The sequence below is a fragment of the Blautia sp. HCP3S3_B11 genome, from assembly GCF_052064435.1.
Lineage (GTDB): Bacteria > Bacillota > Clostridia > Lachnospirales > Lachnospiraceae > Blautia_A.
The window spans coordinates 53,912-71,091 of record NZ_JBQHVP010000020.1; the positions used below are offsets into that span (position 1 = coordinate 53,912).

The window sequence follows — 17,180 nt, forward strand, 5'->3', positions numbered from 1 at the left end:
TCTTTCACTTTGTGATCAGACATTTTGCCCACGCAGGTACCAGTTTCATCTTATCGGTACGCTGCAAAAACACAAACGCAGTCTCATAGTCCGGCTTCTGCCTTGGATAAATCCCGTCACCATCTGTAAAATAAATCAGTGCCCGGAGATTTTTCAGTTCTTTTTTCTCTTTCTCCTGCCTGATCAGTTCAAATACCGGACGGAAATCTGTCCCACCCCGCCCCTGAATCGTCACTTTGCGGCTGTATTCTTTCCATTCTTCCTCAGAATGAATCACATCTACCTTCTGAATGAAACAGTCGCATTGAACGATATAAACTTTCATTCTGCTGAAAAAATTCTCTTTTTCATTCAGAATCGCATACGTCTCTCCCAAAAATCTCCGGACAGTTTCTTTCGAACATGACCCCGAAGTATCAATGGCGATCACCAATTCCTCCAGGCGGTTTACTTCCTTATATTCCAATGGTTCTATCAAAGGAAGATTTCCGTAATATTTCATTCCATAAGAATAAAAAATATAATCAAAGCTCTCTGTGTCCAGTTCGACTTCCTCTCGAAGTCTGCAAAACTGTTTCAAAAATTTCCGGTAATCATATCTGCTTCTGTATATCGCATCCAGTTCTTCCTGACGGTTTATGGTCTGACTCCCGGCTCTGCTCTGGGTTCCGGTTTTATTCTGAGAAGTGTAGGCAAGGATTCTCTCCCATTTTTCCTTTATTCTCCTGCCGCCGGAGGCCTGACCGGAATTCTTTAGCCAGACAGAATGGTCGTCAAAACAATTTTCCAAATGCTCATACACCCTATAATCATTTCCTGTCTGTTTCTTTCTTTTGAGACTGGAAATTTCTCTCTCACTGACTGCTTTATCAATCAATCCTTCTACAAAAGCATCGCATTCTCTGTCCCATTCACTCACATCTTTATCCGGTTTCAGGAAGACATGAAGATACAGGCAGTGCAGCAACATATGTAAATACCCGCTTCTTACCAGAGCAGAATCTTCTACATATTTTTTCATAAGAAATTCCGGATTAAAATAGATTTTCTCTCCGTCTGTGGCAATCGTGGAAATATTGTTATCTGCCTCATATTCCAGACTTGCAAACGCTCCATCGAGGTATGGAAAATCCAGATACAGTTCGTTTCTGCAATTCTGGAGAATCTTCTTTCCAAGAAAATCCTGCTGGTTTTTGTCGCTCATGCCTATCTTTTCCTTTTTCTCTGATCATTTTAATGTTTGTCGCATCTTCTGAAAATATTACAGTGAAAAATCCCTCTTCTGATATCCATATTTCTTATCTTTCAGATGAAGCAGCCATACCAGAGCGCGGAGTTTCGTTTTCTCCTGAGCGTATCTGATAAAAACCATGAGTTCGTTTTCAGAAAACCAGCCGCATTTCTCCAGCTGTTCCATTCTCTCTGTGTCTTCTTTCTCTATCAGAAGCTCCATTGCAGAACGTATCCTGAGTTTCAGATATTTCTGTGCTTCCCGGAATTCTTCTGATTCTCCGGCGGGTATGTTCTGAAAATAAATTTCCAGTGCCTGCTCAAGCTTTTTGTCCTGCATGGTTTTGCTTCCCTTCTCTTTTCAATACAAATGTTTCCTCTTGTGTCACTATTCTCAATATAGCACAAAAATACTTTTTTTTAAAGCTTAACCCGGTCAGTAATCTGCATCATTATGATTTTTCGTTACTGTTCACTCCGTTCACAGTAACGTAGCCAAAATTCATTCCAGATTGCCTGCGGCGTTGTCACCAATCGCCGTAGCCATCGCGCTTTTCTTATCCTGATATGAACTGTTCCTTTTATTCGCCTGTATTTTATGTTATAATCTCACCAGATTATCAATAAGGAGGTTATTAGTCTTATGTCCAGAAAGAACCTTATCGTCGGTCAGTCCGGCGGTCCCACCACTGTTATCAACAGCAGCCTCTACGGAGTTGTATCCGAGGGAAGACGCCATCCGGAAACCATAGACCGCATCTATGGAATGATAAATGGAATCGAAGGATTTTTAAACAATACCATTCTTGATTTCTCAGAAGCACTTCCGGGAGAAAAACTAGATGGATTGAAATTTACTCCTGGAGCCTACCTTGGTTCCTGTCGTTATAAACTGCCTGAATCACTCGAAGACCCGGTTTATCCAAAATTGTTCGAAAAATTCAATGAAATGAATATCGGCTGGTTTTTCTATATTGGCGGAAATGATTCTATGGATACTGTAAGCAAGCTTTCACGCTATGCGGCGCAGATTGGCAGCGATATCCGCATTATCGGAGAGCCAAAGACTATTGATAACGATCTGGTTCATACTGATCACACTCCAGGTTACGGAAGTGCTGCCAGATATGTAGCTTCCACTGTCCGTGAAATCACTACGGATGCCAATGTTTATGAAAAAAAATCTGTAACCATCGTAGAAATCATGGGACGCCACGCCGGATGGCTTACTGCTGCATCAGCTCTTGCACGCAAATATGTAAATGACAATCCTCTTCTTATCTATCTTCCGGAAACTGCATTTGATCAGGAAGCTTTCCTTCATGCTGTAGAGAAATCCTTTGAGAAGAACTGCAATGTTGTTGTTTGTGTATCCGAAGGTATCCATGACGCATCCGGTACCTTTATCTGCGAATACGACAGTTCCGTAGGCACTGACACTTTTGGCCATAAAATGCTTGCAGGATGCGGTAAATATCTTGAAAATCTTGTTCGCAGCCGCCTTGGTGTCAAAGCACGTTCCGTAGAACTTAATGTCTGCCAGCGCTGCTCTGTTTCCATGATGTCTGCCATTGACCAAAAGGAGGCAATTTCTGCAGGTACTTTCGGTGTACAGGCAGCTTTAAACGGAGAAACAGGAAAAATGGTTTCGTTTATCCGTATCAAAACCGCTGACGGCTCCTATTCAATGGAATGTAGCCTGGAGGATGTAAACGAAATCTGTAATGAGGAAAAAACTGTTCCTCAGGAATGGATCTGTAAAGATGGTTCCGATGTTACCGAAGACTTCATAAATTATGCCCTTCCACTGATCCAGGGTGCTGTAGATATCCCTTATGGAGAAGACGGACTTCCTGATTTTGTATATCGCAAATAGCATCTCGTATCAAATATTTACAGATTTATACAATAGAAAACAGCGCAGGATTATTTTCTGTTATACAAAAAAGTGTGCTTCCACATTCCCCTTGTGAACGCACACTTTTTTCTCTTATAAGTCAAGCGAATATTCGCAATCCGCTTCGCTACTTATTGCTTTTCGCAACCTCCTCAGGGGACTTAGTTGATTCGGTTAAATTTTCTAAAAATATATACAGTTTTTCATTCTTTATTCCTCAAATCCCTTATGATCTTCTTCCAGCTTATGCTCGATTTCAACCTTTTTTTTCTCTTCCTCTTTCTTCTCATCCCGTGTTTTCGGAAGAATCACGTTCAGTAATACAGCAATGATAGTTGCAAGAACAACCGGGGATTTGCCAAAGATAGTTGTTACCCATGTCGGGAAGCTTGCCAAAGCTGCAGTTGCCTGGGATACACCCATTCCCAGTGCCGCTGCAAGTCCTACGATAGATGAGTTACGGTAATCCATCTCCGCAGAGGCAACCAGCTTCATACCAGTCATTGCGATAGAGGCAAATACCGATACCGTCGCGCCACCCAGTACACACTGAGGAATCGTTGTCAGAATTGCCGAAAACTTCGGTACAAGACCAGCCACTCCAAGGATTGCAGCTGCCAGACCAAGCACCCATCGGTTGATAACTTTTGTGGTAGTGACAATACCTACATTCTGGCTATATGTAGCAGTTGGAAGTCCGCCAAGAAGTGCACCTACGACATTGGAAATACCATATCCTACAATTCCTCTCTGCAGTTCTTCATCTTTGGGAGTTCTGTCCATAGCCCCGATTGTAGTTGCGGAATAGTCACCGATTGCCTGAATAGAGTTGATTGCAAACAAGATTCCCAGTGCCACACAGGAAGACGGCTCAAACTGTACTCCGAAATGCATCAGAGATGGAAGCTGACAGACACCTGCCTCTCCGATACTTGAGAAATCAACCATTCCAAACATAATAGAAACCAGATATCCCACAATAATACCGATCAGAATAGAAGCCAGTTTCCAGATTCCTTTTCCAAAATGATTCAAAGCTGTAACCACGATCAGTGTAAAGAACGCAATTGCCCAGTTCTGCCAGGAACCATAATTCGGATTACTGGTACCGCCGGCCATATAATTGATAGCTGTCGGATACAGAGAAAGACCAATGGTAAATACAACCGTTCCGGTAATCAGTGGCGGGAAAAATATACGAATCTTCTTAACCAGCAAGCCCATGATAACTGCAACAATACCACCAACGATCTCCGCTCCCATGATAGCCGCAATCCCATACGATTCCGCTATCGCCTGCATACTCGGCACATAGGCAAAGCTGACACCCATGATAATTGGCAGACCGGAACCAATCGCAAATTTCGCCTTCCCGCCGATTGGAAACAGCTGAAGCAAAGTTGATAATGCTGCAATAACCAGTGCTGACTGAATCAGAATCACCTGATCTTCCCTGGAGAGTCCACCCGGAACTGCTCCAGAAACAATGATCGCCGGCGTCACACATCCTACGATCATAGCTACAACATGCTGCATGGCAAGCGGTAAAGCCTCACTCATGCGAGGGATTCCGTCAGTTTCAAAAATACTGCCTCTCTTCATAATAGCCTCCCAAATTCTTTTTTATATCTTAACACTTTTAGACCTAAAAAACAATTAGATTGCCTAACTTTTTTTGTCCGAAAACTATACAAGATTGGTCTCGAGAATTTGGTTATTATTTTTTATCTTGTAGAACAAAAAATTCTCTGCCAGTGTGCCGAGACTAATGTGGCTGTATCACTATCTATCATAATCCATTTCTTTTAGACGTTAAAATGTTATCGCAAGAGAAACCGGTGTCTGCCTCCACCACAGTAATACATTAATTAATAACCTCAAACGTATGATACAAATCCAGTCTGCCATATCCCCACCCCGGATTGGGATACTCCATCTGTGTGTCTCGCTCAGCCCCTTTTTGCAGATAAAATTTCACATTGTTCCCGGAAGCATAAGGAATATTTTCCCTCACGATCGCCCACTCCAGCACCAGTGCTGCCGCCCCTGCGGTAATCGCAGCCGCCAGACTACTCCCGGAAGCCTTTCCATAAGCCCCTCCCGGAAGCGGAATGATCAGTTCTACCCCCGGTGCAGCCAAATCCGGTGTCGCCTGATCATTCGGCGTAAATCCTCTCCCTGCCTGAAAATACAGGCTATTATCCCGGTACTGATAAGCCGTTGCCGTAATGCTTCTGGTTGAGTCCCCCGGTGTGGTAACTGTATTATAGGGAGTAGATTCCAGAAAATACGTATCCTCTGAGATCAATCCCTGCACCGGAAGCCATATATGAAATCGGCTTGCTGCCCCCTTTTTCTTACTGACATTTATTTTCCATATCCCCGCCGCCGGATGGAAGAACCGAAAATAAATCAGCTGCTTTCCCGTCTGTCGTTCCATTCCCACATAATTTACCAGCACCTTCGTCTCCACAAAAACAAAACTCAGTTCCTGCGTCCCCGCGCCAAGAGAACTGCTCACATACAGGTTTTCTCCTGCCGGTGACTGGATCGACACTGCATAATCGTCCGGAAGATTTCCCCAGAATTCCATAGTAAATCCCTGCTCCCCTTCTGAAATACGCAGTTCTGCCGTATCCTGATTTCGTACATCGTTTAGTTCTGCTGTATAGTGATGCTGCGCAGCTCCTTCATTTCCTGCTGCCACAGAAACTGACACTTGCGAATCTTCATTGATATAATCCAGATATCTGCTCAGTTCACTGTCCCCGGTGTGTGCGCCCTGACTGCTGCCAAGCCCCAGACAGATGGAAACAGGCATTCCCATCTCCTTAGCCATCCTGACCGCAAAAGAAATCCCAAACATAATATCGTTCTCCTGATATACCTGTGCCTGAGGCGGATACTGATAAAACTCTCTCAGATAAGATTTTGCTTCTTTTAATTTCACCACTATGATCGTTGCTTTCGATGCAGCCCCTGAGAAATTCTCTGCCGGAACAAAGTTTCCTGCCGCCAGCCCTGCGATTGCTGTGCCATGCCCGTTCTCATCCACTGACGGCACGATTTCCCTGGGATTTTCAGACATTATCGCCCTGCTGATCTCCTCCCCTGTAAAAACTTTTCCATAAGGAACTCTTTCATCTTCCTTTCCCAGGATCGTCTGATCCCAGATATAGGCAATCCTGCTTATATCCCCACTTCGAAAAATCGGATTCTCGTAATCAATTCCCGAATCGATTACTGCAATAACCGTTCCCTCTCCCTGCAATTTCAGATACGGATGATTATGCAACCGCATAATCCCGGATGCATTCAGCGCATCCACGTCCATAAATGCATAACATTTCGGCAGTGACGCATATGTATAAGAATTAATTTCCAGAGGGCCGATTTCATTTAACGGAACATATAGAATTCCAAATGTCTCATTGACCGGGAGAAATTCCGAATCCGGTCTGTTCGCATAATCTCCCCCGATATTCTGTCCCTGTCTCACAATAAAATCCCCGTACTGTTCATCCTGTGCCGGTGGTATTGACGGTTCAGGCTGAATGCCGGGGATCTCTTCCTGTTGTATCTGCATTTCAAAATCATCAGGTCTTAACATTTTTATCCTCCTGAGATTTTTTTATACATGATATGTGTGATATTTATTTTTTATGATAATTTCTGCTGTCTTTTTTATTTACTGTAGCAACAAACAGCACTATAATTCCAGCTATAGCCGTAAAAATACTGATAAACTGTGACGTAGAAAAACCTCCAACGCTTCCTCTCTTGATATCTCCTCTGAAGAATTCAATGATAAACCTTCCTATACTATAGAAGATCAGATAACATGCCGCCACCTGTCCATCCGCTTTCTTATGTTTCGCCACATAAAGAAGAAGCAGAAAATGCACAAAATCCAGAATACTGGAATAAATCTGTGTCGGAATCAGTGGAATATTATTGGGTGCAAAGTCCGAGCTGGTAAAAGTAACCGCCAGCGGACCGGAAGTTTCTTTTCCATAGCAGCATCCGGCAAGAAAACATCCGATCCTTCCAAACCCCTGCGCCAGTGCAATTGATGGCATCATCAGGTCAAAATATGCCAGAAATTTCAACTTCTTAATCCTGCAATACAGCCATCCTGCAAAAATTCCTCCGATGATTCCTCCGTAAACCACAAATCCATCTGAGCCGATAATCTGTCGTGGATTCTGGATAAATTCCTGCCAGTTTGTGATCCAGAACAGAATTTTTGCAGAAGCAAATCCTCCAATCGCACACCACACTACCAAATAAAAAATATGTTCATATGCAAGTTTCAGCCTGCGTGCTCTCTGTTCCGCAACAAACCATGCTGCCAGAACCCCTATTGCAATCATAAAACCATAACCATAAACTGTCAGCGGACCTATATGCAGTAACTCATTATGCATGCTTCAATTCCTTTCTCTCTTTATTCTCTCAATAATTCCGTGAATATAATTCTCCGTCAATATATCAATTAGCACAATCAGAAAACAATCCTATTCTTAAGACTCACTCGATTCGATTAAAAATAAGTGTCCAAAATCTCCAATAACTTCTCATTCGCCAGATCGTTAGCTTCATTTTCATGTGCCGCCTCCACATCAGCTTCTCCGCAGATATCCACACCAACAATCTCTCCGCCGGTCTTTTTTGCACATTCCAGCACTGTCTTTACACCAGAAAGTAAGGTTGTCAACTTCATATCTCCCTGACTCCAGGTTGTCTGTGCATCATCCGGGCAAAGTACATCCTTATCAATCGAAATGTACAATGGCAGTGTTTCACAAAGTACTTCTGTCAGAAACCTGCTTATTTCCGCATCATTCATTTCCTGCAGTTTCTCTCGTGAAAGAAATATTACTTTTTCTTTCAGTTCCTCTTCTACCTGTTCATAGGCAGCTTCATCCGGTCCTATAAGAATCACATGCTCCAGATTCTTTAGTTCCTCCAGTGACGCCGCAATCCATCCTCCACAGGATAAAATCCCGCCAAAAGCCGGGGGCTGCATATCCGTATGATTATCATAGGTCAGCAATGCAAAAGGCTTCTCTATCTTTGTCAGCCACAGCTTTGTCATATAGTGATAATTGCCGGAATCGATAAAATGAATTCCGGCAAACGAATGGTTTTCTGTTCTTTTATTGATTTCTGCGATTGCCTCATCATCGCAATAGCAGTTCGTTCCGCAGATATCCTTAGCATCAATCCAGGACACCTGCCTCTCTTTCCAGAATCTCTCTTCCTCATAGATTCCGGAAAAATTCATCAGTACAATAGATGTCTGTTCTTTCATGTCCTACTCAGTCCTTCCATTCTTCCAGTGGTTCATCATGGTTTTTCAACATTTCCCTGATTTCTCTGTTTGGACTTTCCATATCTGCATCCGCACTATACACTTTTTTATCCAGAATTACCTTCGCATCTGCTTCATCTGCGGTTTCTTCTGTTTCCAATTCCAGATTCGTTTCCGGTTCCTGACACTTCGCGTTATTTTCTGTCTGGTCTGAACCTTCCGTCTGAGCTGAGTCTTCTGCCTGATATGAGTCATCTATTGAGTTTTCTGTTGAGTCTTCTGTCTGATACACTGTATTTATGTCTGATTCTGATGAATTCTCACTATTTCCTGTATATTCAGGATAAGATTCTGTATTACTTTCCTCACTGCCTGTTTCCGCAGGCTTCTCTGCATTATCGGTTTTCCCGGCATAATCTGCCGAATACGTACTGCCTGTTTCAACCGGCTCTGGTTTCTCCTGTTTCTTATCTTCTTTCGGTTTCTCATTACGAAGCTTCTCAGTTTTTCTCATTCCCAGTCGAAGCATAACAAGAAATACGATATCCACTGCTCCATCTGCTGTCAGAATAATTCCTGAGAATAAGATCATCTTTGTCACTGACATAAAAGAATAAAACAGCATGGAAATTCCCAGCGCGATGAAAATCAGACATCCGATAAGAAGAATCTTCCAGCATCCTCTCTCCGCCTTTTTCAGCCTGTAGCTGCCTTTTATTTTCCAGATACTGTCAACCAACACAAATGCTCCCAGTAAATATGGAAGGATTCTGATAACAATCTGTGGTGTAAAGAAAAGAAAAATTCCAAGCACTGTAACGATTACTCCCGTAAACAGATCTAATATGGTTGCCTTCTCTTTCTCAGCCGCATAAATAGCAATATGATAAATACCAACTGCAATCATTACCAGTCCAAATACGATCTTACAAATGATATTTACTGTCTGATCCGGAATCAGAATCAGACACAGACCAAAAGCCAGATAAAAAACTGATGAGACAATCTCACCTTTCAAAAAATTTGAAATCTTTTTTCCCACGCCTATTTCCTCCTCACTGTAAAATTGTTACCGTTTACCACTTCATTCACAGCAACACAAAATTTATATATTGTTCAGTATACCCTCTTTCTGCCCCTCCGTCCACAGACAAGTGAACGACTTTGTGTGAAATTTGTGAATTTTTCCTTGAAGTTTTTTGGGGGCGTATTATAATGGATTCGAACTATGTCATAAAATGGGGAATTTCTCCATAAGAGCCTCTATTTTACAAGGCTCTGGGAAGGATTTATTTTGAAAAAACAACCAACAAAAAAAGTTTTATTTCTAATCCCTGCTGGCGTCATACTAGCCGGTACTATCGTATTTTTGTGCACCCGCGGCCAGGGGGATGATTCTGTCTGCAAAGAAAATGTGGCACGGCTTCAGACACTGGAGGACGCAGATATCTCTCAGACAGAACAGCAGCTTCAGGACCTGAAACAGGCATCCGGCAGTTCTTCGGGTTCTGATACTACGACAGATGGTTCTACTGACACCATATTAAGTGATGTGGAAATCCGTCAGGTATTTGCAGGCAGTGTTATTATCGGTGACTCTATCACTGAATCAATTGTTGAATATGGCTATCTCGATACCGATGTCGTGGTAAGCAAGCGTGGATTAAACGTTCAGACTGCCGATGATCAGATCAATACCGCGATCAACCTGAACCCGACTCATGTATTCATGGCTTTCGGTTCTAATGACCTCGAAATATATGGTTCTGATTCGTCCGGATTTATCGATGCCTACAGAACACAGATAAAGAAAATTCAGGCTGCACTACCGGATGTTCCTGTTTATATCAACTGTATTCTGCCTATCACAGATGAGGCAATCGCAGCAAACCCGAGTCTTGGCTATTACTCCGATTATAATGATGGACTTGTAAATCTCTGCCAGGAACTGGGATGTACCTTTATCGACAACACTTCCATTGTGGAAAACAGTTCGGAGAATCTGTATGAGCCGGATGGTGAACACGTAATTCAAACCTATTATCCTAAATGGCTGACTCATATGGCACAGATTGCGGGGTTACAGGCATGAAAAATTATTTACATATTTTTATCAAGGGCGGACTTGTACTCTTCCTTATTGTATATCTGACTATTCTTTACACTTCCGATAGCGCAAAGAATATATCAATGGACCAGATTGCACAGACTATGGAGCAGGATTCAGCCATTGTCTCACTGAATCAGGAGACTCGTACAGATCTCAAACACTATTATCAGACGGATGACCGCGATATTGACGGTTACTTTTTCTACAAGGCAGCTTCACCTATGGCTGTTGAGGAAATCTGTATTATGAAGGCAAACGATAACGATCAGGCCGCTGCTCTGCTCGAAAGTGCTAATTCTCATCTTTCCAGCCAGAAACAGGTATTTGAAGGCTATGGCACAGACCAGATGGCACTTTTAAACAATGCAGTTGTCGGCAAAAAGGGAAATTATGTCTACTATATGTGTGGCGCAGATGCGCAGAACTGGCGCCTGGCATTTCTTTCCCTGATATAACATCCAGATTGGAGAAATTTTCATATGGTATTTAACAGTATCTTTTTTATATTCTGCTTTCTTCCGGTTTTTATGCTGATCTATTATCTGGTCCCGGGAAAGCTTCGCAATCTGCTGCTGTTTTTAGGCAGCCTGATCTTTTATGCATGGGGTGAGCCTGTATATGTGATCCTTATGTTGTTTTCCAGTGTCTTTAACTATTATATGGGAACAGAACTGGAACGTTTATATTATGATGACAGGAAGCAAAAGATTAATCTGATTTTTTCCATCATTGTAAACCTGGGAATCCTGGTATTTTTTAAATATTATGGATTTCTGCTTAACACTATCGGAGGAATCACCGGTATCCATATTCCTCACCCGGAACTCTCGCTGCCGATAGGACTTTCTTTTTACACATTCCGTAATCTGTCCTATCTCTTTGATATTTATTTAAGCAAAGTCAATGCACAGCGAAACTTCCTGACTTTTGCAGTATACAGTACTATGTTTCCTTATACTTCTGCAGGTCCCATCGTGCGATATGCAGATATTGAGGAGCAGTTAGATAAACGCACTATTAATATTTCCAAATTTGGTATCGGTGCCGAGCTTTTTGTGAAAGGCCTTGCCAAGAAAGTTATCCTGGCAGACAATCTCTCCGCTTTGTACGCAGGAATCTGCAGTCATTCCCAGATGTCTGTATTCACTGCCTGGATTGGTATCCTTGCTTATACCATGCAGCTTTATTTTGACTTCAGCGGTTATTCAGATATGGCTATTGGCCTTGGAAAAATGTTAGGATTTGATTTTAACAAAAACTTTGATTACCCGTATATTTCAACCAGTGTATCCGAATTCTGGCGCCGTTGGCATATTTCTCTTGGAAGCTGGTTCCGGGATTATATTTATATTCCACTCGGGGGTAACCGTGTCTCCACATTGAAACATATCCGCAACATCCTTGTGGTATGGGCGCTTACCGGTCTGTGGCATGGTGCAAGCTGGAACTTTGTACTGTGGGGCGTATATTATGGACTCTTTCTTTTACTTGAAAAGTTTGTCCTTCAGAAATTTCTGGACAGAATGCCTTCATGGCTTCGCACTGTATACACCATGCTCGTAGTCATGATCGGATGGGTATTCTTCAGCCAGACTGATTTTGGCGCACTTGGACATTACCTTGGAACTATGTTCGGAATCGGAGCCGCAGGTTTTATCGACCGCACTGCTCTTTATTATCTCAAGACAGGCTTTATCCTTCTTCTGATCAGTATTCTTGCATGCCGTCCGACTCCTTACCAGCATTTTAAACGTCTGGTCAGACGCAGACCTACTGCAGCGGTAGTTATAAATCTTGTTTTATTTGCATTGTCCGTTGCTTACATGGTTTATAACTCATACACACCATTTTTATATGCAAAATTTTAGAAGGAAAACAATATGAAAAAATCACTAAGAAATCATCGAATATTTTTCCATAGAATGGGGCTTTTGTTTCTGTTCATTCCTCTGGTCGTACTAATCATAGGTATCGTACTTCCTGACAGGGGCTTTTCCGAAAAAGAAAACCGCGTACTTTCCTCCCGACCTCATTTAAACGGCAGTCAGATTGCTTCCGGTGGATTCGAGAAACAATTCGAAACTTATGAAAATGATCAGTTTCCGCTTCGCGATCTCTGGATTACTTTGAAAGCCGGAACTGACCGTTTAATGGGAAAAGTGGAGGCGAATGGTGTATATCTGGGAAAATCCGGATATCTTATTGAAGAGTTCAAATCACCTGAACAGACACAGTATGATTCTACTGTAAAAGCAATGACTGACTTTGCCAAACGTCATTCTGATATGAAACAGTATGCACTTATCGCTCCAAACTCTGTAAACATTTTAAGCAATAAGCTTCCTGCTTTTGCTCCTGTGGAGGATCAGAATACCTGGCTGGACAGTCTGTCTGATTCTCTGACACAGGCCGGCATAACTTTCATCGATGTCCGAAATACTTTTAAAGACCACAAAATGGAAGATCTTTATTACCATACAGATCATCACTGGACCACTCAGGGTGCTTATTATGCCTATCTTCAGGCCGCTAAAGATATGGCAATCGATACTTCTTCTGACACCTACGATAAAGCACCGGTTACTCGTTCTTTCCAGGGAACATTATCTGCCAAAAGCGGTTTCCGCTCCGGTGAAAAAGATGAGATCGATGTATTTTTTCCGACAGGGGATAATGCACTTTCATCTGTCATCAATTATGTTGATGAACAGAAAAAAAGTGCCAGCTTCTATGATACATCGAAGCTTGACACCAGAGATAAATATGCTTTATTTTTTGGCGGTAATCACGCCCAGGTAAAAATCAGCACTCCTACGGAGACTGATAATACATTGCTGGTTCTCAAGGATTCCTATGCTAACAGCTTTGTCCCATTCCTTGCACAGCATTACCGCAAGATCGTAATGGTCGACCCTCGTTATTATTTCGGAAATCTGGAGCAGCTGATCCAGGTAGAAAATGTTCAGGAAATCTTGTATCTATATAATGCAAATACATTCTTTGCAGATACCTCCCTGGAACTTGCATTATCTAACGAGGCCACAGACCAGAACACAGACAATACTGCTTCAGCTTCTGATGAAGGCACCTCTGTCTCCGGTGAACAGGCATCTGGACAAGACACGAATACATCTGACAATCAGACGTCTGTGCAAGACACAGATAACTCTGATGACCAATCATCTTCGGACTCAAGTACAGATACTTCTGACGATCAATCTGAAGAATAACATAAATCAATTTTATATTCAATGTAACACAAAATCCCCACTGGAATCACAATGCCGAGGAAACCTTGGATTCCAGTGGGGATTTTTCACATTTACACACACTTTAAACACACACTTTTCACACATTTTGATAATAGGTCGGGTATATCAGCTGATCAGACAGATAACGCTGTCTGTTGCATTCCCCGTTCCCAGCTTATCTGTTTTTGCATCAGCTGTACCTTGATATGTATTATATCAGTTTTTATGCTAATTTATGGTTTTGTGCAAATTCTTCAATTTATTATGCAAAAGCGTCAATTATCTTTCAGCCAACTCTCTCCGAGAGTGTTTTTCCAGACATACGCCAGACTACAGATCGGTAAAATGGTCTATAAAGTAGTTATAATATGCATCCAGCATCTCTTTTCGTCCCCGAACACGAATTGGAACAATGCTGCCATCTTTCATTATAAAATTATCCTGCACATCCGCAACGTAATCCATATTCACCAGATAACTCTGATGGCAGTGCAGAAAACGTTTTTCATTGATCCTTTTCTCAATTTCTACCAGTTTATCTACTGTCACGATTTCTGAACCATCCGAGAGATGTAATGTAACATTGTGCTTATCACTGTCAATATATACGATATCATCTGTGTACGGATAACGATACTGTCTCCTATTCTTAATCGCAACTCGTCTCTTCATATCTGTTTTAAGGATCATATTCAGAAGCTTCATCAGTTTTTCCTCTGAAAATGGCTTCAATAAATATCCGGAAGCCTGTACTTCATAACTCTCTATTGCATAATCAGGAGAAGCTGTCAGAAAAATGATCGGAACTTTGCACTGTAGCTGTCGCAGTTTTCTGGCAGTTTCCATTCCATTAAGCTTCTTCATATAAATATCAAGAAGTAAAAGTTCCATATCAAGATAGCCCTCTTCCACATCAGCTACCAACGTCTCTCCAGAACCATATTCTATAATAGAAACTTCTTCATTTATTTCCTCAAAATACTGACACAAAATTTCTTTTAAAAGAAGTCTTTCAATCTCAACATCATCACAAATGACAATTGTCCGCATGTAATCTCTCCTTCCTGTATCAATATAAAAAGATAAAAATAAATGTCAGACTTCTGTTACACCTTAGAAATTCTGACATTTATATGTAAACAGTATAATTCGGTTTTATTATATATGCAGAATCCTACGTATTCAAGTACTTTTTTAATTTATTTTAAATTTATCATCACTATTATTATATTGCTGTTCACATGCTACTTGTTGTTTCTTATTTTTGTGCTATACTATATTACACACATAGATTGATAGCATTTTAACCGATGACCTTCGCATCATTATAAATATATTTCAACAGAAAGAGGTAATTATATGCGTCAGGAAAAATTTAAAATGGAACGTCAGGGATTGATAGAGATTGGTGATGAGATAGAAATTTCCGAATATCAGTCCTTTATGAATTACAGTTACATCATCGAACCAGCTGTAGCCATGTCCGGCTGCTATCCAAATGCTCAGCGCATCAAATCCCGCAAGGGAATCGTAAAAAATATTGAACATACACCAAGAGGTTTTATTGTCACTGCTGAATTTGACGAATGATATTTTTTATATGTGATACCAAAAATCCCCCTGAAACTGTCGTATCCTTAATGAACAAATGGATACTGTTGTGCTACCAGAAATGCAATAAACCGTAACACTATAGTCTCAGGAGGACTCTTACTTATTCAGCCTCTTGTTGCTGTTTTTCAAATTCTTTTGCAACATCCTCAAATTATATTGACTCTTTTTTTCCCCCGTTATATACTGTCCGTAAATTCGAATCGAAAGATTCATTTTTCATCGATGTATACGTTTCCCGTTTTTATCATACAGCATAAACTTAACTTTAAGTCAAGCAAAAAAATTCTTTCAAAAAATAAAAAAAGAGGACTAGCTTTTATGGATATCAAAGACTCTGTTACTATCCGCACTGCCACAACAGCAGATGCACAGGCACTTTTAAATATTTATGCTCCTTATGTAGAGCATACCGCAATTACCTTTGAATATGACGTTCCTTCTGCAGAAGAATTTGCTTCCCGAATTGAATATACTTTGCAAAAATACCCTTATCTCGTAGCCGAGGAAAACAAAAGGCTGCTTGGTTACGCCTACGCCAGTCCTTTTCATGCCAGACCAGCATACGACTGGGCAGTAGAAACCTCCATTTATGTTAATCAGAATGTCAAACATCGAGGCATCGGCCGCAAGCTGCATGATGCACTTGAAAATGCTTTACGTGAACAGGGAATTTTAAATATGAATGCCTGTATCGCTTATCCTCCCAAGGAAGATGAATATCTGGATAAAAACAGCGTCGAGTTTCATCATCACATGGGCTACCGTCTTGTTGGAGAATTTTATAAGTGTGGCTACAAGTTCCACCGTTGGTATAATATGGTCTGGATGGAAAAGTTGATTGGAGAACATCTTTCCGATCAAAAAACACCAAATTGGCCAAATGCTTTATAATCAAAAATCAAGCATTGGACTCATATTCTTCCATGCCTGATTTCTAATTTATTTTCTTCTTTTTTTAATATGTATCTCAGGAATCGCTACATTTTCATAAGTAATCGGCTCATTGCTCCGCTCATCTTCTGAAACCTCTTCTGGGTGAATTTCATGGGTATGTACTTCCGGAACTGCCAGATTCTCACTTTCTACTTTATATTCTGTAGCTTTCCTTTTTCCTTTTTTCCCAAATAATTTCTTACTAAACATCTTTCTCTCTCCTCATCCATCAATGATTGTCGCATCTGTTAGTCCACCGTTTTCAAAATTACAGAAGATTAATAAAGAATGTAATCACAAGGCTGTTCAGGAAATCTGCAAATAAAAAAGCATGATTTTGAAGCCGGTTAGGCTTTTTTATATAATAGGAGCTTCCAGCGAATTTTTCTATTACATAATAAAAATACCTCAGATAACCTTTATTATCTGAGGCTTAATAGAGGTGCCACCCGGATTTGAACCGGGGATAGAGGTGTTGCAGACCTTTGCCTTACCACTTGGCTATGGCACCATATATACTTTTATTATATGTAAGAATTCTTACATAATGACTCCAAGGGGATTTGAACCCCTGTTACCGCCGTGAAAGGGCGGTGTCTTAACCGCTTGACCATGGAGCCTGGTAGAAAATTCAAATTTGGTATCGGACTTCATGTTTCCGAAAACTCCCCCTGTTGGACTCGAACCAACGACACTGCGGTTAACAGCCGCATGCTCTACCGACTGAGCTAAGGAGGAATAAAGGTTTGCACCTTCAAAACTACATACATGTTGACATTTCCTTGAGATCATTCTTCCTGCGATTCTTGGTCAAGCCCTCACCCGATTAGT

16 protein-coding genes and 3 tRNA genes are annotated in these 17,180 nt (G+C 41.3%); 7 read left to right on the plus strand and 12 right to left on the minus strand.

The window, feature by feature from the left end; genetic code table 11:
• Positions 1-4 precede the first annotated feature (4 nt).
• On the minus strand, positions 5-1,204 hold the full coding sequence (locus ACTNC0_RS14920; RefSeq protein WP_441087987.1) for a vWA domain-containing protein: 1,200 nt from the start codon (positions 1,202-1,204) through the stop codon (positions 5-7).
• Between the two features lie 57 nt (positions 1,205-1,261).
• Positions 1,262-1,570 carry a hypothetical protein gene (locus tag ACTNC0_RS14925; RefSeq protein WP_117677096.1) on the minus strand — a complete coding sequence of 103 codons (309 nt, stop codon included), beginning with the start codon at positions 1,568-1,570 and terminating at the stop codon, positions 1,262-1,264.
• Positions 1,571-1,873: 303 nt separating this feature from the next.
• Here ACTNC0_RS14925 and ACTNC0_RS14930 point away from each other — a divergent pair, with 303 nt between their 5' ends.
• Complete coding sequence (locus tag ACTNC0_RS14930; RefSeq protein WP_441087989.1) at positions 1,874-3,106, plus strand: 6-phosphofructokinase; 1,233 nt, start codon at positions 1,874-1,876, stop codon at positions 3,104-3,106.
• Positions 3,107-3,337: 231 nt separating this feature from the next.
• Here the strand turns inward: ACTNC0_RS14930 and ACTNC0_RS14935 are convergent, their stop codons facing one another.
• The 5 genes from ACTNC0_RS14935 to ACTNC0_RS14955 form a co-directional block, all read right to left on the minus strand.
• Positions 3,338-4,729 carry a uracil-xanthine permease family protein gene (locus ACTNC0_RS14935; protein WP_441087991.1) on the minus strand — a complete coding sequence of 464 codons (1,392 nt, stop codon included), beginning with the start codon at positions 4,727-4,729 and terminating at the stop codon, positions 3,338-3,340.
• 262 nt (positions 4,730-4,991) lie between these two features.
• Positions 4,992-6,737: a S8 family peptidase gene (locus tag ACTNC0_RS14940; protein ID WP_441087992.1), complete on the minus strand. Its 1,746-nt coding sequence runs from the start codon at positions 6,735-6,737 to the stop codon at positions 4,992-4,994.
• Between the two features lie 43 nt (positions 6,738-6,780).
• The gene (locus ACTNC0_RS14945) at positions 6,781-7,554 is read right to left on the minus strand and encodes a prolipoprotein diacylglyceryl transferase (RefSeq protein WP_441087993.1); all 774 of its coding nucleotides are present in this window, start codon (positions 7,552-7,554) and stop codon (positions 6,781-6,783) included.
• Between the two features lie 116 nt (positions 7,555-7,670).
• Entirely contained in the window at positions 7,671-8,441 is a 771-nt protein-coding gene (locus ACTNC0_RS14950; protein ID WP_441087994.1) for an arginase family protein, read from the minus strand.
• Between the two features lie 7 nt (positions 8,442-8,448).
• On the minus strand, positions 8,449-9,483 hold the full coding sequence (locus ACTNC0_RS14955) for an HdeD family acid-resistance protein (protein WP_441087995.1): 1,035 nt from the start codon (positions 9,481-9,483) through the stop codon (positions 8,449-8,451).
• Positions 9,484-9,735: 252 nt separating this feature from the next.
• Between ACTNC0_RS14955 and ACTNC0_RS14960 the strand changes: the two genes are divergently transcribed.
• The 4 genes from ACTNC0_RS14960 to ACTNC0_RS14975 are packed head-to-tail and all read left to right on the plus strand — an operon-like array spanning position 9,736 to position 13,781.
• Entirely contained in the window at positions 9,736-10,533 is a 798-nt protein-coding gene (locus ACTNC0_RS14960; protein WP_441087996.1) for a GDSL-type esterase/lipase family protein, read from the plus strand.
• A complete protein-coding gene (locus ACTNC0_RS14965) occupies positions 10,530-11,006 on the plus strand; it encodes a DUF4358 domain-containing protein (RefSeq protein WP_441087997.1) in 477 nt (158 codons plus the stop codon). Before ACTNC0_RS14960 ends, ACTNC0_RS14965 begins: the two co-directional genes overlap by 4 nt.
• 24 nt (positions 11,007-11,030) lie before the next feature.
• Positions 11,031-12,419, plus strand: coding sequence for an MBOAT family O-acyltransferase (locus tag ACTNC0_RS14970; RefSeq protein ID WP_441087998.1), 1,389 nt, complete (start codon positions 11,031-11,033; stop codon positions 12,417-12,419).
• A gap of 12 nt (positions 12,420-12,431) precedes the next feature.
• The gene (locus tag ACTNC0_RS14975; RefSeq protein WP_441087999.1) at positions 12,432-13,781 is read left to right on the plus strand and encodes a DHHW family protein; all 1,350 of its coding nucleotides are present in this window, start codon (positions 12,432-12,434) and stop codon (positions 13,779-13,781) included.
• 351 nt (positions 13,782-14,132) lie between these two features.
• On the opposite strand, the gene ACTNC0_RS14980 is transcribed toward ACTNC0_RS14975, so the two are convergent.
• A complete protein-coding gene (locus tag ACTNC0_RS14980) occupies positions 14,133-14,852 on the minus strand; it encodes a LytR/AlgR family response regulator transcription factor (protein WP_441088000.1) in 720 nt (239 codons plus the stop codon).
• 309 nt (positions 14,853-15,161) lie between these two features.
• Here ACTNC0_RS14980 and ACTNC0_RS14985 point away from each other — a divergent pair, with 309 nt between their 5' ends.
• Both ACTNC0_RS14985 and ACTNC0_RS14990 read left to right on the plus strand, forming a co-directional pair.
• Positions 15,162-15,392, plus strand: a complete 231-nt coding sequence (locus ACTNC0_RS14985) for a hypothetical protein (protein WP_117677107.1) — start codon at positions 15,162-15,164, stop codon at positions 15,390-15,392.
• A 342-nt stretch (positions 15,393-15,734) separates the two neighbouring features.
• Positions 15,735-16,307, plus strand: coding sequence for an N-acetyltransferase family protein (locus tag ACTNC0_RS14990; protein WP_441088001.1), 573 nt, complete (start codon positions 15,735-15,737; stop codon positions 16,305-16,307).
• Between the two features lie 48 nt (positions 16,308-16,355).
• On the opposite strand, the gene ACTNC0_RS14995 is transcribed toward ACTNC0_RS14990, so the two are convergent.
• The 4 genes from ACTNC0_RS14995 to ACTNC0_RS15010 form a co-directional block, all read right to left on the minus strand.
• Positions 16,356-16,559 carry a hypothetical protein gene (locus ACTNC0_RS14995; protein WP_441088002.1) on the minus strand — a complete coding sequence of 68 codons (204 nt, stop codon included), beginning with the start codon at positions 16,557-16,559 and terminating at the stop codon, positions 16,356-16,358.
• A gap of 230 nt (positions 16,560-16,789) precedes the next feature.
• A tRNA-Cys gene (locus ACTNC0_RS15000) sits at positions 16,790-16,860 on the minus strand.
• 37 nt (positions 16,861-16,897) lie between these two features.
• Positions 16,898-16,969, minus strand: a tRNA-Glu gene (locus ACTNC0_RS15005).
• 45 nt (positions 16,970-17,014) lie between these two features.
• Positions 17,015-17,087, minus strand: a tRNA-Asn gene (locus ACTNC0_RS15010).
• Between the last annotated feature and the right edge of the window lie 93 nt (positions 17,088-17,180).